The following is a 15939-nucleotide window of genomic DNA, read 5'->3' on the forward strand; positions in this document are numbered from 1 at the left end:
TCGTTACGTCTATTATTAGGCGTTCCTTAATGCTGTGTCCACTTTTTATTCTAGCTACATCCTGTCCGCGTACAGCCCGAAATCTGAGCAAAAGCCAGAATAGCGGATCCTCAGTCCTCCAAAAAAGGAGTGAGCGTCCCGAGCTGAGTGGTCTCAGCCACAATCACATGCTGCGGTTCCCCGGCCTTGAATCATCTGATGAGATTGGCCTCGAATAAGCACTAAGCAAGGCGCAGCAGGCCGACTCCCGTTTGCATACACATCCTAGGTGAAATCAATACCTACTACAGTCAATGTGTGTCATCTATACTAAAAATAATATCTACTTACAAAAGATACATTTAAAATCAGCACTATTGAATCTCAAAATAAGTATGAAATAATTTTTAATCTACACAGCTTAGCTTTAGGGGGTAAAATGAACAATCCTTCATTTCGTATTGTTGGCGAACTTTCAAGTTTCCCTATTCAAGAAAATCGGCCACTATGTTATTTGTTTAGCTTAGGTTATATAGCCGTCATGCTTTTTTTGGTACAGTTCAAATTCTTAAGCGCTGATCTTGCTTTATATTTCATTTTTTTGGAGCCATTCTTTCATTTCCTTTAATAGCGTTATTCCAAAAAAACAAGAATATGAATTCTTTCCAATTAAAAAACCGCCTGAGGAATGAACCCCAGGCGGCCTGCTCTATTTTTGCTCACTAATCTCGATCATTTATTAAGCCAGTATTTCCTCGATTCGCTCCAAAACGTCAGCGCTAAGCTCCACGCCTGCCGCTTTGGCATTCTCTTCGACCTGTGCCGGGCGGCTGGCGCCCACAAGCGCACTGGACACGTTCGGCTGACGTAAAATCCAGGCCAGCGCCAGCTGTCCAACCGTCAGCTCAAGCTCCGAGGCGATTTTGTCCAACTGCTGCACCTTGGCGATTTTCTCGTCGGTCACATTTTTGCGCATGTTTTCGAGCTTTGCTGCCCGGCTGTCTGCCGGAAGCTCATTCGCCGAGCTGTATTTGCCCGTCAGCAAGCCTTGCGCCAGCGGCGAGAACACCACTTGGCCAATGCCATTGCGCTCCCCGAAAGGAATGACTTCCTTCTCAATGTAACGGTTGAACATATTATATATCGGCTGATTCGCTATGATGCGGTCCAGCAGATAACGGTCGGCAATCGCATGCGCTTCCGCCATCTGCGCCGCTGTCCATTCACTGATGCCGACGTACAGCACTTTCCCCTGGCGAACCAAATCATCCAGCGCGCGCAGCGTCTCCTCCATCGGCGTATTCGGATCATGGCGGTGGCAGTAATAAAGATCAATATAGTCAGCGCCCAGACGCTTCAGGCTCGCATGGCACTGCTCCGTAATATGCTTGCGGGACAGCCCTTGGTCATTGGGCCCATCGCCCATTTTGCCAAACACTTTCGTTGCGAGCACGTAAGATTCGCGGGGATACGCACGCAGCGTTTCGCCCATCACCTTCTCGGCCTCGCCCCGCTCATACACATTGGCGGTATCAAAAAAATTAATGCCCAATCCATAGGCGGTCTCAATCGCTTTGACGGCGTTGCCGCGCTCAACGTAGCCCCCGTATGTCAACCAGCTTCCCAGACTGATCTCGCTGACTTTCAAACCGCTTTTTCCTAAATTACGAAATTGCATTTGAACTCATCTCCTCATACGTCCGGTCCGTCTTCCCTCTCACCTCGGCTGATGCCTCTGGCTGGGAATCCGTGGCCTTATTGGTTTCCAGCTCTTTCACAAACCGGGCATGCTTCCTTCCCCAGCCGCACATGCTGTCCAGCACTGCCGACACGCTAAGCCCATGCTCGGTCAGACTGTACTCCACGCGGGGCGGGATTTCCTGAAATATTTCACGCTGCACAAGCCCGTCTTCCTCCAGCTCACGAAGCTGCTTTGCAAGTGTTCCTTGCGACACATCGGGTATTAACCGCCGCAGCTCGCCAAACCGTTTCGTACCTTCTACGAGTAAAATAAACAGGATGAGCGGCTTCCATTTGCCTCCGAATACTTCCAGCGTTGCAATAACTCCTGCCAATCTCGGCTCTTGTAAATTCATCCCAGTCTACTCCTCTCTCTACCATCATACCAGTTTAATGCCTATCCTGCACACTCGCTATCCAACCTCCGCGCGCTGGCTGATGGTACGAAATTTCGGACTATGTACGAAAAAACTGCGTACTTGGCAGCGCTTATGATCTCTCCAATAATAACGGTAATGGCGATATTCGCCCATCGATAAAATTCAGGAGGTTTGCCTATGACCGCTCTAACTTTGAAAAATCAACGCGTCGTCATTATCGGCGGCAGCTCGGGAATTGGCCTGGCGACAGCTCGCCAGGCACTTGAACAGGGGGCGTCCGTCGTCATTGCCGGACGCTCCGAAGCGAAGCTGGCAGCAGCCCGTCAGCTGCTCAGCTCTGACAAAGTGGAAACATATGCGCTGGATAATCGCGACAACAGCCAGCTGGAACTATTTTTCAAGGCAATCGGCAGCTTCGACCACTTATTCACCCCAGGAGCCTCTTATGTGCGGGGGCCGATCACTTCGGATGAAGCGACAGCGGAAAGCTGCTTCAAGGCGAAGTTCTGGCCGCAATATTATGCGGTGAAATTCGCGCTTCCTTATCTTCATCCGGCCGGCTCCATCGTGCTCATGTCAGGCGCATTCAGCCAGCGGCCGCTGACGGATGGAGCATCCTATGCCGCCTGCAACGGCGCAATTGAAAGCTTGGGAAAGGCACTCGCTGTCGAGCTGGCACCGAAGAAAATCAGAGCGAATGTCATCTCGCCAGGCACGATTTATACGGCGTTCAATTGGGAGGGCGCCGAGCAGGCAACCCGCGATGCCTCCTACAATGCTTACACGGATATGAATGTGCTGGGCCGAGTTGGAAAAGCAGCGGAAGCCGCTCATACGGTTGTCTATTTAATGACGAACAGCTACACGACAGGCACGACCTTGCATCCCGACGGCGGCTATTTGCTGCGCTAGTCCTTATAGCTTAAATGGGATAGCAGATGAACCAGACCATGTGTCCGGACAACAAGTCCGGGCAGAAACGGGCAGCTCCGCCCAAATAAAATCAGGCACAGGCCACTGTGCCTGATTTTGTGTTTTTGTACGAACGATTGTTGCAGGACAACATATTTTAGTACAAAAAGGACCGTAGCGCCCTCCGGAAGTGAAGTGGAAATATGAAACATGAAACGCCCCCTATAGTGCGGCATTCGTCCAAAGTAAGCAAGGAAGACCGACATCAACTGAATGGGCATAAAAGCTGCGTGCTATGGTTTACCGGTTTATCGGGCTCCGGCAAATCGACTTTGGCTTCCGAAGTAGAACATGAGCTGTTTAAGCGCCATATGCACAGCTATGTTTTGGATGGGGACAATCTTCGGCTTGGCTTAAATCAGGGACTCGGCTTCAGCCAGCAGGATCGCAGCGAAAATGTCCGCCGCATTGGCGAAGCCGCTCGGCTGTTCGTCGATGCCGGACTGATTGTATTGGTCGCTGCCATCTCCCCCTACCGGGCCGATCGCGAGCGGGTCAGATCCTCTTTTTCCGAGGACGAGTTTATTGAGATTTATGTTAAATGCCCGCTTGTAGAATGCGAGCGCCGAGACCCGAAGGGCTTGTACAAAAAAGCTCGCGCCGGTAAAATCCCCGATTTCACAGGTATTTCCTCCATCTACGAAGCACCGGTCCAGCCCGAAATCATCATCGCAAGCGATAAGCATACGCCTAATGAATCCGTCCGCCTCATTCTGGATTATTTAAGGGACAACGGCTGCTTATAGGCGTCAGCTCCAGCTAATTTTTTATGAATGAGGTGTAAAATAATGAAAACAGACTCTAACCCCTTGCTGCTTTATATACACATTCCGAAAACCGGAGGTACGTCCTTTACCCAGGCGATTATGGAGCATTGTCCAAACACCGTCTATTATTTTCAAGTAGCAGCCAAACCCGATTTGCTCCTGCAAACGCTAAACCAGGCCGACGCAATCTGCGGCCACCTCCCCTTTGGTCTCCATCGTTCCGTTGCCCGACCCTGCCAATATGTGACGATGCTGCGTGATCCGGTAGATCAAATTGCTTCTTTTTTTTATTTTAAATATAAAAATCCGCGTTATCTCATCAGCTACAATCCTAACCTCACGTTCGAGGATTTCATAAACAATCCGAATTTTGAGTCCGAATACGTCAATTTGCAAACCAGATTTCTGACCGGACAGTTATTCGACACAGCCCCTGATTTAAGCTTGGCGAAAAGAAATTTGGAGCAGCATGTGTCGTTTGTGGGTATTACGGAGCTGTATGCGGAATCGCAATTTTTGTTTATGAAAGCAATGGGCTGGGAGCCGAAGGTTTATTCGAAACTAAATGTCAACAAAAACCGCCCGCCTAAAACAGCAATGACAAGCGATATCATCCACAAGATCCAAAGGAAAAATGCCAGTGATATGGAGCTGTACTCTTTTGCCCGCCAGCTTCTGCTGAAAAAAATTCATGCGCTTTCGCCTGACTCCCAGAAGGAGCTTCGCCTGTATAAACGCAATTGCTGCTAGCAAGTCCGGGACGGATTGGGTTACTATTAGAGGAACTGACAACGAAATAGATGAAAACGGGAGAGAACTAGCTATGGAAGATCACACCTTAAATACTAGATTCGCAGATACCCCTGCAGCAGAAAACCGGCCTAAAACTCCCTCTGTAAAAGGTATTTTTTTCGATGTGGATGATACGCTGTATGACCATTTGCCCCCTTTCACGAAAGCGGTAAAAGAAGTACTTCAGCTCGGCGAAGCCTTCCCCTATGAAGCAGCCTACCGACGCATGCGGCATTACAGCGATGTGCTGTCCGAGCAAATGGGCGGCGCTGGCGCACTGGAAGCTGGGGCTGCGACGGAGCTGATGCGGACGCGCCGCTTCCAGCTGGCGCTAGGCGAGTTTGACGCAGCGCTTACGGACGAGCAGGCCGCAGCGATGCAGGCTGCCTATATTGGCTGCCAATACGACATCGTGATGTTTCCGGGGGCAAAAGAAATGCTGGAGCGGCTTGTGAAAGCCGGGTATATCGTTGGCCTTATTACCAACGGAGCTGGCAGCCATCAGCGCCGCAAAATCGAAGCGATGGATATCGATCATCTGATCCCGCGTGACCGCCAGTTCATTTCCGGCGAAGTGGGCTGGGACAAACCCGACCCACGGATTTTCAAGCTCGTGAATGAGCGGACAGGCACGCTCCCAGCGAACAGCCTCTACATCGGCGACTCCTGGAACAATGATGTAGTAGGCGCCCTGCAAGCGGGATGGATCTCGATCTGGTTCAACCACCGCCAAGTGCAGCCGTTAACGGAGCACGCTCCTGCCTACATCATGTCTGGTTATACGGATTTGCAGGAGCAGCTGGTGAAAATGGGCATTTTGTCTGAACAATAGACCTCATTGAAGAAGGAGACGATCGGCCAACGATTCCACCAAGGTATCCGCAATTCAGCTGTTCCATGCCAATATAGCAAAAACAAGCCGCCCCTCCGCAGAATGAACTGCTGAAAGGACGGCTTGTTTGTCTTTTATATCGTTAATAACTAGTAAAATCAAAGCAAGCTAGTTTGATTTGGAACGAACTACAGCAATTCCTTACGCAGCTGCGCTGCGGATTTCGGCGACAGAAGGCCGAACGGAATATCAAAGACGGTTTTCGCGCCAGCTCCACCTTCTTGAGCAAGCTTGTAGGCTGCTCTCGCATAAGCGACAAGCACGCTCGCTGTGAACTCAGGATTGCTGTCCAGCGTCAGCCCGAACTCAATAATTTGTGTGCTGTTTGCTCCGGTTTTGCCGCTGCGCAGTACCGTGCCGCCATGCGGCATTGCGGAATGCTCTGCTTTCAGCGTCGCTTCGTCTACGAAATGCACAACCGTATCATAGTCGGCAAAATAGTTCGGCATATTGCGGATTTCATCGGCAATTGCTTCTTGATTCGCGCCTTCTTCTGCTACGATATAGCATTCTCTAAGATGCTTCTCACGCGTTGTGAGCTCAGGATTTTCCCCGCTCCGTACACGATTGACCGCTTCTTCAACGGGAATCGTATATTGCACGCCGTTCTTCACGCCATTGACACGGCGAATCGCATCGGAGTGGCCTTGGCTAACCCCTTTGCCCCAGAACGTATACTCCTTGCCCTCTGGCAAAATCGCTTCCGCCAGCAGACGGCTAAGGGAGAACAAGCCCGGATCCCAGCCTGTGGAAATCACGCTGATTTTGCCGCTTGCTTTCGCAGCTGCATCCACCTGCTCAAAATATTCCGGAATGCGAGCATGCGTATCAAAGCTGTCAACCGTGTGGAACAGACGGGCAAAAGCAGGCCCCTGCTCTGGCAGGTCTGTTGCCGAGCCGCCGCACAAAATCATGACGTCAATGTCGCCAATAAATTTTTCTGCGTCTTCGATGGAATAAGCTTTCGTCTCAGACGGAATGGAATCCGGATTTCTGCGTGTAAAGATAGCGTCCAGACGAAGGTCTGGACTTTGTTTGATGGCAAGCTCCACGCCGCGGCCCAAGTTGCCGTAACCTACGATGCCAATGCGAATTTGTTCAGCCATGTGTATCGCCACCTTTTTTATAAATTGTAAAAATGATTGCAAGCAGATTGGGAACGGAAGTCCGTTCTACACCCAGCCTCTTGCTTCCATTGCTGCAGCGATACGCTTGATGGAAATCATATAAGCCGCTGTACGAAGATCGGTGCTGTGCTCTTTCGCCAAATCACGAACGGCCACGTACGACTGGATCATGTTCGTTTCAAGCTTCTCCAGCACTTCAGCCTCGCTCCAGTAGTAGTTCATCAGGTTCTGTACCCATTCAAAATAGGATACTGTTACGCCGCCTGCATTTGCTAGGACGTCAGGAATAACAACGATGCCCTTCTGGAACAGGACGCGGTCTGCTTCCGGCGTCGTTGGGCCATTGGCTGCTTCAGCGATGATTTTCGCTTGAATGCGGTCTGCATTCGCAGCTGTAATGACATTTTCCAGTGCAGCTGGTACCAAAATATCAACATCAAGCTCCAGCAAAGCTTCGTTGGAAATGACGAAGGATTCACCATAGTCCAAAATGGAGGCATTGTCCTTAAGGTTCGAAATTTGATCAATGTCCAGGCCATTCGGATCGTAAATACCACCGCGCGAATCGCTGATCGCGACGATTTTGCAGCCTGCTTCGCTAAGCAGACGCGCTGCGATTCTTCCTGCGTTGCCGAAGCCTTGAACGGCTGCGGTCGCATTTTGTACCGGAAGATGCTGATCCTTGAGCGCTGCCAAAATCGTATAAACGCAGCCTTGCGCCGTCGCTTCATTACGGCCTTTGGAACCGCCGATAATAAGCGGCTTGCCTGTAATGACACCTGGGGAATATTTGCCCTTCATCTTGCTGTACGTGTCCATCATCCAGCCCATAATTTGCGGCGTCGTATACACGTCTGGTGCAGGAATATCTTTATCCGGTCCGACAAAGTCAGCAATAGCTTCCATAAATGCGCGGCTTACGCGTTCCAGCTCGCCTTTGCTCAGCTTGCGAGGATCACAGATAACGCCGCCTTTGCCGCCGCCATAAGGCAAGCCAACAACGCCACATTTGAAGCTCATCCACATCGACAGTGCTTTAACTTCATCAAGCGTAACGTCCGGGTGAAAACGAATGCCGCCTTTAGTTGGCCCAATCGCATCATTGTGCTGGGAACGGTAGCCTTCAAAAACCTGTACGGTACCATCGTCCATCCGAACCGGGAAGTTGACCGACAACACACGCATCGGATGCTTCAAAATTTGTGTCACATGCTCAGGCAGCTTAAGATGGGCGACCGCCGTATCGATTTGCTGCTGGGCAATTTTATAAGGGTTTAATGTTTCTTCTGCAACAGCGACTGTCATTCTCGAAATCATTCCTTCACTCTAATTTGGTATGCATTAAAACTGCCGCTTTACCGCGACCGCGCATTATCGAATTGCACCGACAATGGGTTTTTTTCATTTTACCTTTTTCACCTGCATATTAAAAGAATTTTCTTGATAATAATGCAAAAAATTATTCAAATCGTCCATTGTAACGTTAGGTTTCTTTAAAAGTTATAAGAAATGACATATGACATCAATTGATATATAAATCCGAAATTTTGTGTCAAAACTCGGATTTTAGCCCTGAAAATAAAAATAAGGCAGGTTTTCTGCCACTTCATTTTTCCTTTCCAGCCATTCATAAGCTTATCCCATTGTTTTTATGACACTCATTATCACATGAAAAGGATATAATAGGTAACAAGAGTAGTGGTCGCCTAAAAAGAAACGCTGGATGCTTTATGCATCCAGCCCCGCACCATCTGCCCTCACCTTGATATCGCTCCAATTGAGCCGAATGATCGTACCTTGTCCAGGCGTAGTCACGACCGTGATTTTTCCGCCCATCGCTTCTGTCAGCCCTTTGGCAATCGCCATCCCGAGGCCCGAGCCATTCGGCGAGGAGGCGGTATCTGTGCCACGATAATATCGTTCAAACAGCCGATTCAGCGTATTCTCGTCCATTCCACCGCCATTGTCGGCAAATTCGATCGTCACGCCTCTATTCCTCTTCTCATCCGAAATGATCAACGAGACGGTTAGAACGGTATCCGGCGAATTATGCAGAAGCGCATTTGCTGTAATGTTGTTAACGACACGCTCCAGCCAAGGAGTATAGAGCTGAACCAGCACAGCTTTCTGCGCCGACGCTTGGTACCTGATTCGACCTTTACCAAACAGTGGATCATCTGCCGCTAGCTGCAGCGTATCTCGCAGCCAGGCATTCAATTCTACTTCTTCAACCTCAGGAGGTAAAATCCCCGTCTTCAATCGATACGTCATCGCCAGATCGCTGATCAGCATATCCATATGAGCCGATTTATCAAGCATCGTTTCTGAAAATTTGCGCACATCCGCCTGTGACCATTCATACTTGGGCTCCGCGAGTAAATGGGCGTAGCCCGTAATGGAGGACAAAGGCGTCTTCAAATCATGGGTAACTCCCGCAATCCATTCCTCGCGCAAGCTTTCCGTCTGCTTCCGCAGCTCCTGCTCGCGCTGCAAAGCAGCAGACAGCTTATCAATGGATAAAATGACATCGGCGAAAACACGGTATCGCCGCCGCCATTTGCCAGAAGGCATCCGGCTGCGCGACAAGCCCTTGCGATCCAGCGGCTCTTGATAAACGGCATTGCCGATGGCATCCAGCCACACCAGCATATGCAGCAAAGGTGCGCCAAACCGGCGCGCCTGCCACAGAGACAGCAGCAGGAACAGGATCAGCATCGCGGCAAACATCGCAATGACGCCAATGATGACAATTTGCGCTTCGGCCGGAATGAGCGGCTCTTTGCCCGTCGCCGCTGTTCCGGCATTTTTTTGCCCAACAATCCATGTCTGCTTCGTCTGTTCATTATAGGAAGATTGAATGAGGTAGCCGTACCTGTCGGAGTAGAGCGTCCGGAGTACCAGTTCCTGAACGGAATATTGCCCCGGAATGGCATCCGGCTTATTGTATGAGGCAAGCTCCGTGCCTGCCCGATCCAGCAGTTGCACGAACACTTGACCTTGCCTAAGCTCGTATGCCATCGCATCAGGAAGTAACAGCTGCCCGCCTTGAGCTGCAAATCCGCCATCGCTCACCTGCGTTAATAGAGGTTGAATGATATTCGGCGCGCCATAAACGAGCGTGTACAGCCTCCCGTCCTTCTGCTCGATCCATATTGCCAAATGGTAAGCAAACGGCTGCTTCCCTGTCCAATAAGCGACAAGCTCACCCGGCCCATATTGCTTGGGAACATCCGCAGGCGTATTATAGGAGCTTTCCACCTGCCCCTTCTCATCCAGGCTTTGCAGCCAGCCGCCATTTTCCTTCACCTGCTTCAGCAGGCTCGGATCAAACCGAATCCCCTCTGCTCCAAGCTCCGACGATTCAACTAGCCTCTCCAGCCCAACGCTAGCAAAATCACGCGTAATGCTAATTTCGTTAAACTTTTGCAGCATCCAGATCACCGCAACAGCGGACATGAGCAATACAATGGTCCCGGCTACCGCCAGCTGGAGGATAAACCTCAACGTCAATTGGCGCTTCATGTTCATCGTGGGATATTCTCCCTCGGCAGGCCTTGAACGAGCTTGTAGCCAAGCCCCCTCACATTGACGATTAATTGCGGATTGGAAGGGTCGGCTTCAATCCGTTCCCGAATACGGTGAATATGAACCATGACGGTATTGTCGTCGCTAAAGGCGTCGTCGCCCCAAACCTTCTCGTACAGCTCGCTTTTGCTGAAAATCCGGTTCGGGTTTTTACATAGAAACAGCAGCAGTTGAAACACTAGCGCCGGGCAGGCAACCGCTTGCCCTTCCACCGTCAGCTCGCCCGCCGCTTCATCCACCTTAAATCGTCCATAATCAAAAATAGGGCTGGCATGGGCTTGTCCCCGCTCCATCTCCGCAGCTCTGCCACCATTTACTTGAGTGGACGCGCCAAAATACCGCCGCAGCTGCGCCCTTATACGCGCTACTACCTCAAGCGGATTAAAGGGCTTCGTAATATAGTCGTCACCTCCGATGGCAAAGCCAGTCAGCTTGTCGAAATCGGAAGTGCGTGCGCTCAAAAATAAAATCGGAGCATCCGTCGTCTGCCGGATAAACGGACATACCTCGATTCCGCTGCGCCCCGGCAGCATCACATCCAAAACGATTAAATCATATTTTTTCGCCGTACAGGCGGCAATCGCCGCTTCTCCCGTTCCAGCGCTGTCAATATTCGTGTAGCCTTCCTTGCGCAGCACCGTCTGCAACAGCTCCAGCAGCGCCTGTTCATCATCCACAAGCAAAATCGCTGCATTCTCCACTACGCCGCCTCCTTTCATTATCTGTGCTGTATTTATGCTATTTCTCCATCATAGCATGATAGCCCTGATTAAATACGCTAGGCCGTCTTAACAGAAGCTTAATTCGTCACACCAGCCTGTTGCTGAAAGTTAAGACAGCGTTAAGCCGCCGTTTCATAGCAGCTAAGAGTGGATTGCTACTATAGAGTTATAGACGATAGGAATATAGAGGAGGAGATAGAAATGAAGAAACCATCATTTAAGATGATTAAACAAGGCGGCACTTCGGTTAAAATAGCTGCTGCAATCGGCACGCTTGCCGTGATTTTAACCGCATGCGGGGGCGGGGATACAGCGGCAACGAGCAATAGCGGGGCAACAAATTCCGCCGGAGCTGCTAATCCGGCAGAAAGTGTTGCCTCAAATCCGCCAGCTGCGACGGAGTCAGCAGCAAATCCAAGTGAAGCGCCGGTAACGCCGGAGCAATTGCCAGAGGCACTGCTTGCTGGCAATTATAAAGGGATTTATGAGCGCTTTAGCGCTCCGTTCAAGGAACAGATTAGCGAGGCTGATTTTATAAAAATGGCCGAGTCCTTTATGAGTGGCGTGAAATCGCTCGAAAAATCCTCCATTTTGAACAAAAGCGGCGCTGAACAGCGAACATGGGTGAGCGATTCTGGAAACAAGGGAATTGTTGGCATTTTTGATACGGAAGGCACGATTCTCGGGCTTCAAGTAAAGGAGCTCACCCCTGCATCGGAAACAGACAGCATACTGACCAAAAACAGTTACAGTCTGCCGTTTCGCGGGGAATGGCTTGTCATTTGGGGCGGAAACAATGCGATGGTCAATTATCACTATGAATATGAGAGCCAGCGGTACGCCTATGATTTTGTGAAGGCGAAGGACGGTTATTCCTATGAAGGCGATCCTTTGAAAAATGAAAGCTACTTCGCATTTGGCGAGGATATTATCGCCCCTGCGGACGGTACGGTCGTATCGGTTGTTAACGATATTGCCGATAACGAGCCCGTTGGCGTCATGAATGAAAAGGCGCCTGCCGGCAATGTGGTTGTCATTGATCATGGAGGCGAATACAGCTATCTCGCCCATATGAAAAAAGGTTCAGCAACTGTAAAGCCAGGCGACAAGGTCAGCAAAGGCGATGTCATTGGACAGACGGGCAATTCCGGCAACTCCAGCGAGGCCCATCTGCATTTTCAGCTGTCCGACGGGAAGGATTTGTTCACCTCCCTCGCTATTGCGGTCAAATGGGAAGGCGGCATTAAGCCTGTGCAGGGGGAAACGATTGGCACCGCTGAATAAGTAAACATAATAAAACCGCTGCGAGCATCGGTCTTCTCAGACACTGCTTGCAGCCGTTTTTTGTTTCTCGTTTTTCTTTTCTCCTGATTTTCAATTAAACCGAATTAAACGTTTGTATACGAATGTCGTCTTGCGGTAGTCCGGCCCCTCCTGAAACGGCGTAGGGGGATCGAGCTGCTGCCCCATCTCGAAAAGCGATTCCGCCTCAAGCATCAGCTGCCCTCCTACGCCTCTGTCCACGTATTCCGGATGTACGGTCAGCCCGCCAATATAAGGAACGCCCCCTCGCACATGCAAGTGAATCGAACCGACAATGGCATCGCCATCCACAACCGCTTTGAGAAAAATATGGTCTTGGAACTGCTCCCTTATAGCCGCCAAGGACGAAATATAAGGCTCCAGCCTATACCTGCCGAATCGGCCGACCTTTCCTCTGCTCGCCACTTGCTTCAGCGCGATGATTGCTTCGGCATCGGATACGAGCGCTATTTTTATTATCATCTGCTCCATCACCTCTTTGAGCGTACAATCTTCTGCAAACTTCTTACTATTCATTATAAAAATAAATCTGAACTGATTCTGAACACTCTACTTGTCCCACTATACAAACAAAAAAGCAGATCGAGAGAACTGCTTTTCTCTTGGTCTGCTTCAGCCATTAACCAAACTGTGCCTGATGGAGCCTGCTGTAAATGCCGCCTTGGTGAACAAGCTCCTCGTGACGGCCCTGCTCCTCAATCCCTTGCGGAGTAACGACGACGATGCGGTCAGCGTTTTTGATCGTTGCTAATCGGTGCGCAATAACGAGCGTCGTCCGGCCCTCCGACAGCTCAGCCAGCGACTGCTGAATAATCAGCTCCGTCTCTGTATCAAGCGCCGACGTTGCTTCATCCAAAATAAGAATCGGCGGATTTTTCAAGAACATTCTCGCAATCGACATCCGCTGCTTCTGCCCGCCGGACAGCTTGACCCCGCGCTCGCCAATGACCGTATCCAGCCCTTCCGGCTGCGTGCGAATAAAATCATCCAGACGCGCTCTTCGAGCGGCTTCCCAGATTTCATCCTCTGTGGCACTTAGCTTGCCGTAGAGAATATTTTCACGAATCGAGCCCGAGAACAAAAATACATCCTGCTGCACAATGCCAATTTGGCTGCGCAGCGATTGCAGCTTGATCTGACGAATATCGACGCCGTCCACGGTAATGGAGCCTTCATTCAGCTCGTAAAAGCGCGGCAGCAGGCTGCATAGCGTCGTTTTCCCCGCACCAGAAGGCCCGACAAAAGCGACCGTTTCTCCTTTGCCCACGGTGAGGCTAATGTTGCTGAGTACCTTCTCTTCGCCTTCATAGCCGAAGGATACATTTTGGAAACGAATATCACGCTTAAGCTCACCCATCGCTACCGCGTCCGGGGCATCTGCAATATCCGGCTCAATATCGAGCAGCTCCACATAGCGCTTGAAGCCAGCAAAGCCTTGCGGATAGCTTTCAATAATGGCATTAATTTTCTCAATCGGCTTAAAGAAGACGTTCGTCAGCAGCAAAAATCCGATAAATTCGCCGTACGTCAGCTCGTTCTGAATAACAAACCAAGTGCCGCATACCATGACGAAAACCGTAACCAACCGCATCATCATGTAGCTGATCGTTCCGTTTTGCGATATAAGCTTGTAGCTAAGCAGCTTCGTCAGACGGAAACGGCTGTTGTTCGTGTTGAACTGCTCCTTCTCATACGACTCATTAGCAAATGCCTGAACGACGCGAATACCGCCGACATTATCCTCAACCCGCGCATTGAAATCGCCAATATCGGTATACAGCTGATGGATAGCGGTTGTCATTTTGCGGTTGAAATAAATAACGAACCAAATAATGACTGGCACGACGATGAAGGTCATTACCGCCAGCTTCCAATTAATGAGCATCATCAGCACGAAGGAGCCTGCCAGCGTCATAACGGCGATGAATAAATCCTCTGGGCCGTGATGCGCCATCTCGCCGATCTGCATCATATCATTGGTCAGACGCGTCATTAAATGCCCCGTCTTCGTATTGTCGAAAAACTTAAAGGACAGCTTCTGGATGTGCTCAAACAGCTTTTTGCGCATATCCGTCTCAATGTTAATGCCCAGCATATGCCCCCAGTAATTCACGACAAACAACAGAAGCGTATTAAACACATACAAGGCCAGCAGCCCCAACGATGCCCACACGATGATCATCCATTCTCCCTTTGGCAGCAGATCATCTACAAACCGGTTGACGACGAGCGGAAAAGCCAGCTCAAGCAGCCCGGCCAGCACCGCACAGCCAAAATCCAGCATGAACAACCCTCTATAAGGCTGGTAATAAGAAAAAAAACGACGTATCATCAGCTTGCTCCAATCCCCCTTATCATCTGTCTCTTTAAAAATATATAGAAAACAGCGTTGGGAGACAATGGTTTATTGCAGGTTCGCTTGGACGATTTAAGAAATGCGGTCCAAAACACTCCTCAATTCATTTATTTATTCATTCTTACCTGCCTGTTAGATTGGAACCAAGGTTGCCACTACGAGAAAGGTTGGACTTCCAGGTTCCTTTGTATTTATTTATATTTCCTAAACCAACTGTTTAAGAATTTTTCGATGGTTTGCTTTTAACCCTTCAGTATTTTTCAATTTCAGTTTCATTAACTCCCAAAAGAGATTTTCTTAATAGTTAAACTTCCAATTTCTATTAATAACACTTATAATATTTATCTGTTATAACACTTTTATCCAAAGGAGGGTTAGACATGTTCACTCTTGATATGACAGACTCAAAAAATAACAGAATTCAGTTGTACACATCGGTTACTCACAGAACTTTCAATGAATATCTAGAATATCCCGAATTTGAAGAAAATTATGATTTCTCACCTATTAGGCATGGTATTAAATTAGTAGCATCTTTAGATATGATATTAGACGAAACAAAGGAGCAAGATATAGAAGAAAAACTGAAAGCCGAATATTATTTAGATGACGAAAGTAACGAATTAGTTATTGCGAAAATCAGCATTACTGAATTTCCAGCTGAATGGAAAGAAAACATGGAAGATTCTTGGTTCATGTGGTTAGACACACTGGATGGAGACCATTGTGTTATAGGCAGCCGAGCCGATGAGATCGAGGAGCAAGATTTATATGATGATCCATTTTCATTTGGAAGTCTATTCTATATAGAACGGATCGATGTACACCCAAAGTTTCGGGGACAACACACAGGCATTAATTTAATTCAGTATACTTTTAAACATCTTATTAGAAACGCAAATGGGATGGTATTCTTAATTGCAAAACCAATGCAATCCACTCTCTCTAAAAAGAAAGAGACTTTTAAAAGTCAAGCAAGGCTTGCGAAATACTATGAAAAATGCGGCTTTAAAAGAGTTTCCAAGAAAAAAGCAGATTGTATTTTGATGGAGACAAATTTGCAGGATTTAGTTGAATACAATTGAATTAGAAGAAAACAGAATTGTGATCCCACAATATTTTTAGATAAAAGCGCCTGTTCAAGGCGCTTTTACTTTTCTTAAAACCTGATATCGTTTCTTTCTAAAATCTAGGACGTGTATGCAAACGTAAGCGAGCCAGAGCCAGATCCCGATAGATGCCAGCGTCAAACATACTCCCCCTATTACCGGGGATGTCACCCCTCATGAATGTGAACCTACTTA

14 protein-coding genes are annotated in these 15939 nt (G+C 49.0%); 6 read left to right on the plus strand and 8 right to left on the minus strand.

All coding sequences use genetic code 11. The annotated features are described in order from the left end of the window. Positions 1 to 718: 718 nt before the first annotated feature. Together WH37_RS27930 and WH37_RS27935 are read right to left on the minus strand one after the other, a co-directional pair. A complete protein-coding gene (locus tag WH37_RS27930) occupies positions 719 to 1657 on the minus strand; it encodes an aldo/keto reductase family protein (protein ID WP_046233948.1) in 939 nt (312 codons plus the stop codon). Then, the gene (locus WH37_RS27935; protein WP_082111040.1) at positions 1644 to 2075 is read right to left on the minus strand and encodes a winged helix-turn-helix transcriptional regulator; all 432 of its coding nucleotides are present in this window, start codon (positions 2073 to 2075) and stop codon (positions 1644 to 1646) included. Before WH37_RS27935 ends, WH37_RS27930 begins: the two co-directional genes overlap by 14 nt. 201 nt (positions 2076 to 2276) lie before the next feature. Between WH37_RS27935 and WH37_RS27940 the strand changes: the two genes are divergently transcribed. The 4 genes from WH37_RS27940 (at position 2277) to WH37_RS27960 (ending at position 5462) form a co-directional block, all read left to right on the plus strand. Further along, entirely contained in the window at positions 2277 to 3011 is a 735-nt protein-coding gene (locus tag WH37_RS27940) for an SDR family oxidoreductase (protein ID WP_046233949.1), read from the plus strand. Positions 3012 to 3214: 203 nt separating this feature from the next. Then, positions 3215 to 3817: an adenylyl-sulfate kinase gene (gene cysC / locus WH37_RS27950; protein ID WP_046233951.1), complete on the plus strand. Its 603-nt coding sequence runs from the start codon at positions 3215 to 3217 to the stop codon at positions 3815 to 3817. A gap of 42 nt (positions 3818 to 3859) precedes the next feature. Continuing rightward, a complete protein-coding gene (locus WH37_RS27955; protein ID WP_046233952.1) occupies positions 3860 to 4588 on the plus strand; it encodes a sulfotransferase family 2 domain-containing protein in 729 nt (242 codons plus the stop codon). Positions 4589 to 4661: 73 nt separating this feature from the next. Beyond that, a complete protein-coding gene (locus WH37_RS27960) occupies positions 4662 to 5462 on the plus strand; it encodes an HAD family hydrolase (protein ID WP_046233953.1) in 801 nt (266 codons plus the stop codon). Positions 5463 to 5650: 188 nt separating this feature from the next. Here the strand turns inward: WH37_RS27960 and WH37_RS27965 are convergent, their stop codons facing one another. The 4 genes from WH37_RS27965 to WH37_RS27980 form a co-directional block, all read right to left on the minus strand. Beyond that, entirely contained in the window at positions 5651 to 6628 is a 978-nt protein-coding gene (locus tag WH37_RS27965; RefSeq protein ID WP_046233954.1) for a diaminopimelate dehydrogenase, read from the minus strand. A gap of 66 nt (positions 6629 to 6694) precedes the next feature. After that, on the minus strand, positions 6695 to 7954 hold the full coding sequence (locus tag WH37_RS27970; protein WP_046233955.1) for a Glu/Leu/Phe/Val family dehydrogenase: 1260 nt from the start codon (positions 7952 to 7954) through the stop codon (positions 6695 to 6697). 423 nt (positions 7955 to 8377) lie between these two features. Further along, positions 8378 to 10177: a sensor histidine kinase gene (locus tag WH37_RS27975; protein WP_046233956.1), complete on the minus strand. Its 1800-nt coding sequence runs from the start codon at positions 10175 to 10177 to the stop codon at positions 8378 to 8380. Next, the gene (locus WH37_RS27980) at positions 10174 to 10935 is read right to left on the minus strand and encodes a response regulator transcription factor (protein WP_046233957.1); all 762 of its coding nucleotides are present in this window, start codon (positions 10933 to 10935) and stop codon (positions 10174 to 10176) included. The genes WH37_RS27975 and WH37_RS27980 overlap by 4 nt, the downstream gene beginning before the upstream one ends. Positions 10936 to 11157: 222 nt before the next feature. Between WH37_RS27980 and WH37_RS27985 the strand changes: the two genes are divergently transcribed. Beyond that, the gene (locus tag WH37_RS27985) at positions 11158 to 12240 is read left to right on the plus strand and encodes a M23 family metallopeptidase (protein ID WP_231594397.1); all 1083 of its coding nucleotides are present in this window, start codon (positions 11158 to 11160) and stop codon (positions 12238 to 12240) included. Positions 12241 to 12330: 90 nt separating this feature from the next. Here WH37_RS27985 and WH37_RS27990 read toward each other — a convergent pair whose 3' ends face one another. Then, positions 12331 to 12741, minus strand: a complete 411-nt coding sequence (locus WH37_RS27990; protein WP_046233958.1) for a GNAT family N-acetyltransferase — start codon at positions 12739 to 12741, stop codon at positions 12331 to 12333. A 157-nt stretch (positions 12742 to 12898) separates the two neighbouring features. After that, positions 12899 to 14611 (minus strand): ABC transporter ATP-binding protein, encoded by a 1713-nt coding sequence (locus WH37_RS27995; protein ID WP_046233959.1) that lies wholly within the window; start codon positions 14609 to 14611, stop codon positions 12899 to 12901. Positions 14612 to 15015: 404 nt separating this feature from the next. On the opposite strand from WH37_RS27995, the gene WH37_RS28000 reads away from it, so the two are divergent. Further along, entirely contained in the window at positions 15016 to 15720 is a 705-nt protein-coding gene (locus WH37_RS28000; protein ID WP_046233960.1) for a GNAT family N-acetyltransferase, read from the plus strand. Positions 15721 to 15939: the final 219 nt, after the last annotated feature.

The sequence above is a fragment of the Paenibacillus algorifonticola genome (assembly GCF_000971975.1).
Taxonomy (GTDB): domain Bacteria; phylum Bacillota; class Bacilli; order Paenibacillales; family Paenibacillaceae; genus Pristimantibacillus; species Pristimantibacillus algorifonticola.

What these genes read in the sequence shown, in the direction of transcription:
- WH37_RS27965 (WP_046233954.1), bottom strand. Translation starts at nt 6,628, where the DNA reads ATGGCTGAACAAATTCGCATTGGCATCGTAGGTTACGGCAACTTGGGC.
- WH37_RS27985 (WP_231594397.1), top strand. Translation starts at nt 11,158, where the DNA reads ATGAAGAAACCATCATTTAAGATGATTAAACAAGGCGGCACTTCGGTT.
- WH37_RS27960 (WP_046233953.1), top strand. Translation starts at nt 4,662, where the DNA reads ATGGAAGATCACACCTTAAATACTAGATTCGCAGATACCCCTGCAGCA.
- WH37_RS27995 (WP_046233959.1), bottom strand. Translation starts at nt 14,611, where the DNA reads ATGATACGTCGTTTTTTTTCTTATTACCAGCCTTATAGAGGGTTGTTC.
- WH37_RS27955 (WP_046233952.1), top strand. Translation starts at nt 3,860, where the DNA reads ATGAAAACAGACTCTAACCCCTTGCTGCTTTATATACACATTCCGAAA.
- WH37_RS27940 (WP_046233949.1), top strand. Translation starts at nt 2,277, where the DNA reads ATGACCGCTCTAACTTTGAAAAATCAACGCGTCGTCATTATCGGCGGC.
- WH37_RS27990 (WP_046233958.1), bottom strand. Translation starts at nt 12,741, where the DNA reads ATGATAATAAAAATAGCGCTCGTATCCGATGCCGAAGCAATCATCGCG.
- WH37_RS27935 (WP_082111040.1), bottom strand. Translation starts at nt 2,075, where the DNA reads ATGAATTTACAAGAGCCGAGATTGGCAGGAGTTATTGCAACGCTGGAA.
- cysC (WP_046233951.1), top strand. Translation starts at nt 3,215, where the DNA reads ATGAAACATGAAACGCCCCCTATAGTGCGGCATTCGTCCAAAGTAAGC.
- WH37_RS27970 (WP_046233955.1), bottom strand. Translation starts at nt 7,954, where the DNA reads ATGACAGTCGCTGTTGCAGAAGAAACATTAAACCCTTATAAAATTGCC.
- WH37_RS28000 (WP_046233960.1), top strand. Translation starts at nt 15,016, where the DNA reads ATGTTCACTCTTGATATGACAGACTCAAAAAATAACAGAATTCAGTTG.
- WH37_RS27975 (WP_046233956.1), bottom strand. Translation starts at nt 10,177, where the DNA reads ATGAACATGAAGCGCCAATTGACGTTGAGGTTTATCCTCCAGCTGGCG.
- WH37_RS27930 (WP_046233948.1), bottom strand. Translation starts at nt 1,657, where the DNA reads ATGCAATTTCGTAATTTAGGAAAAAGCGGTTTGAAAGTCAGCGAGATC.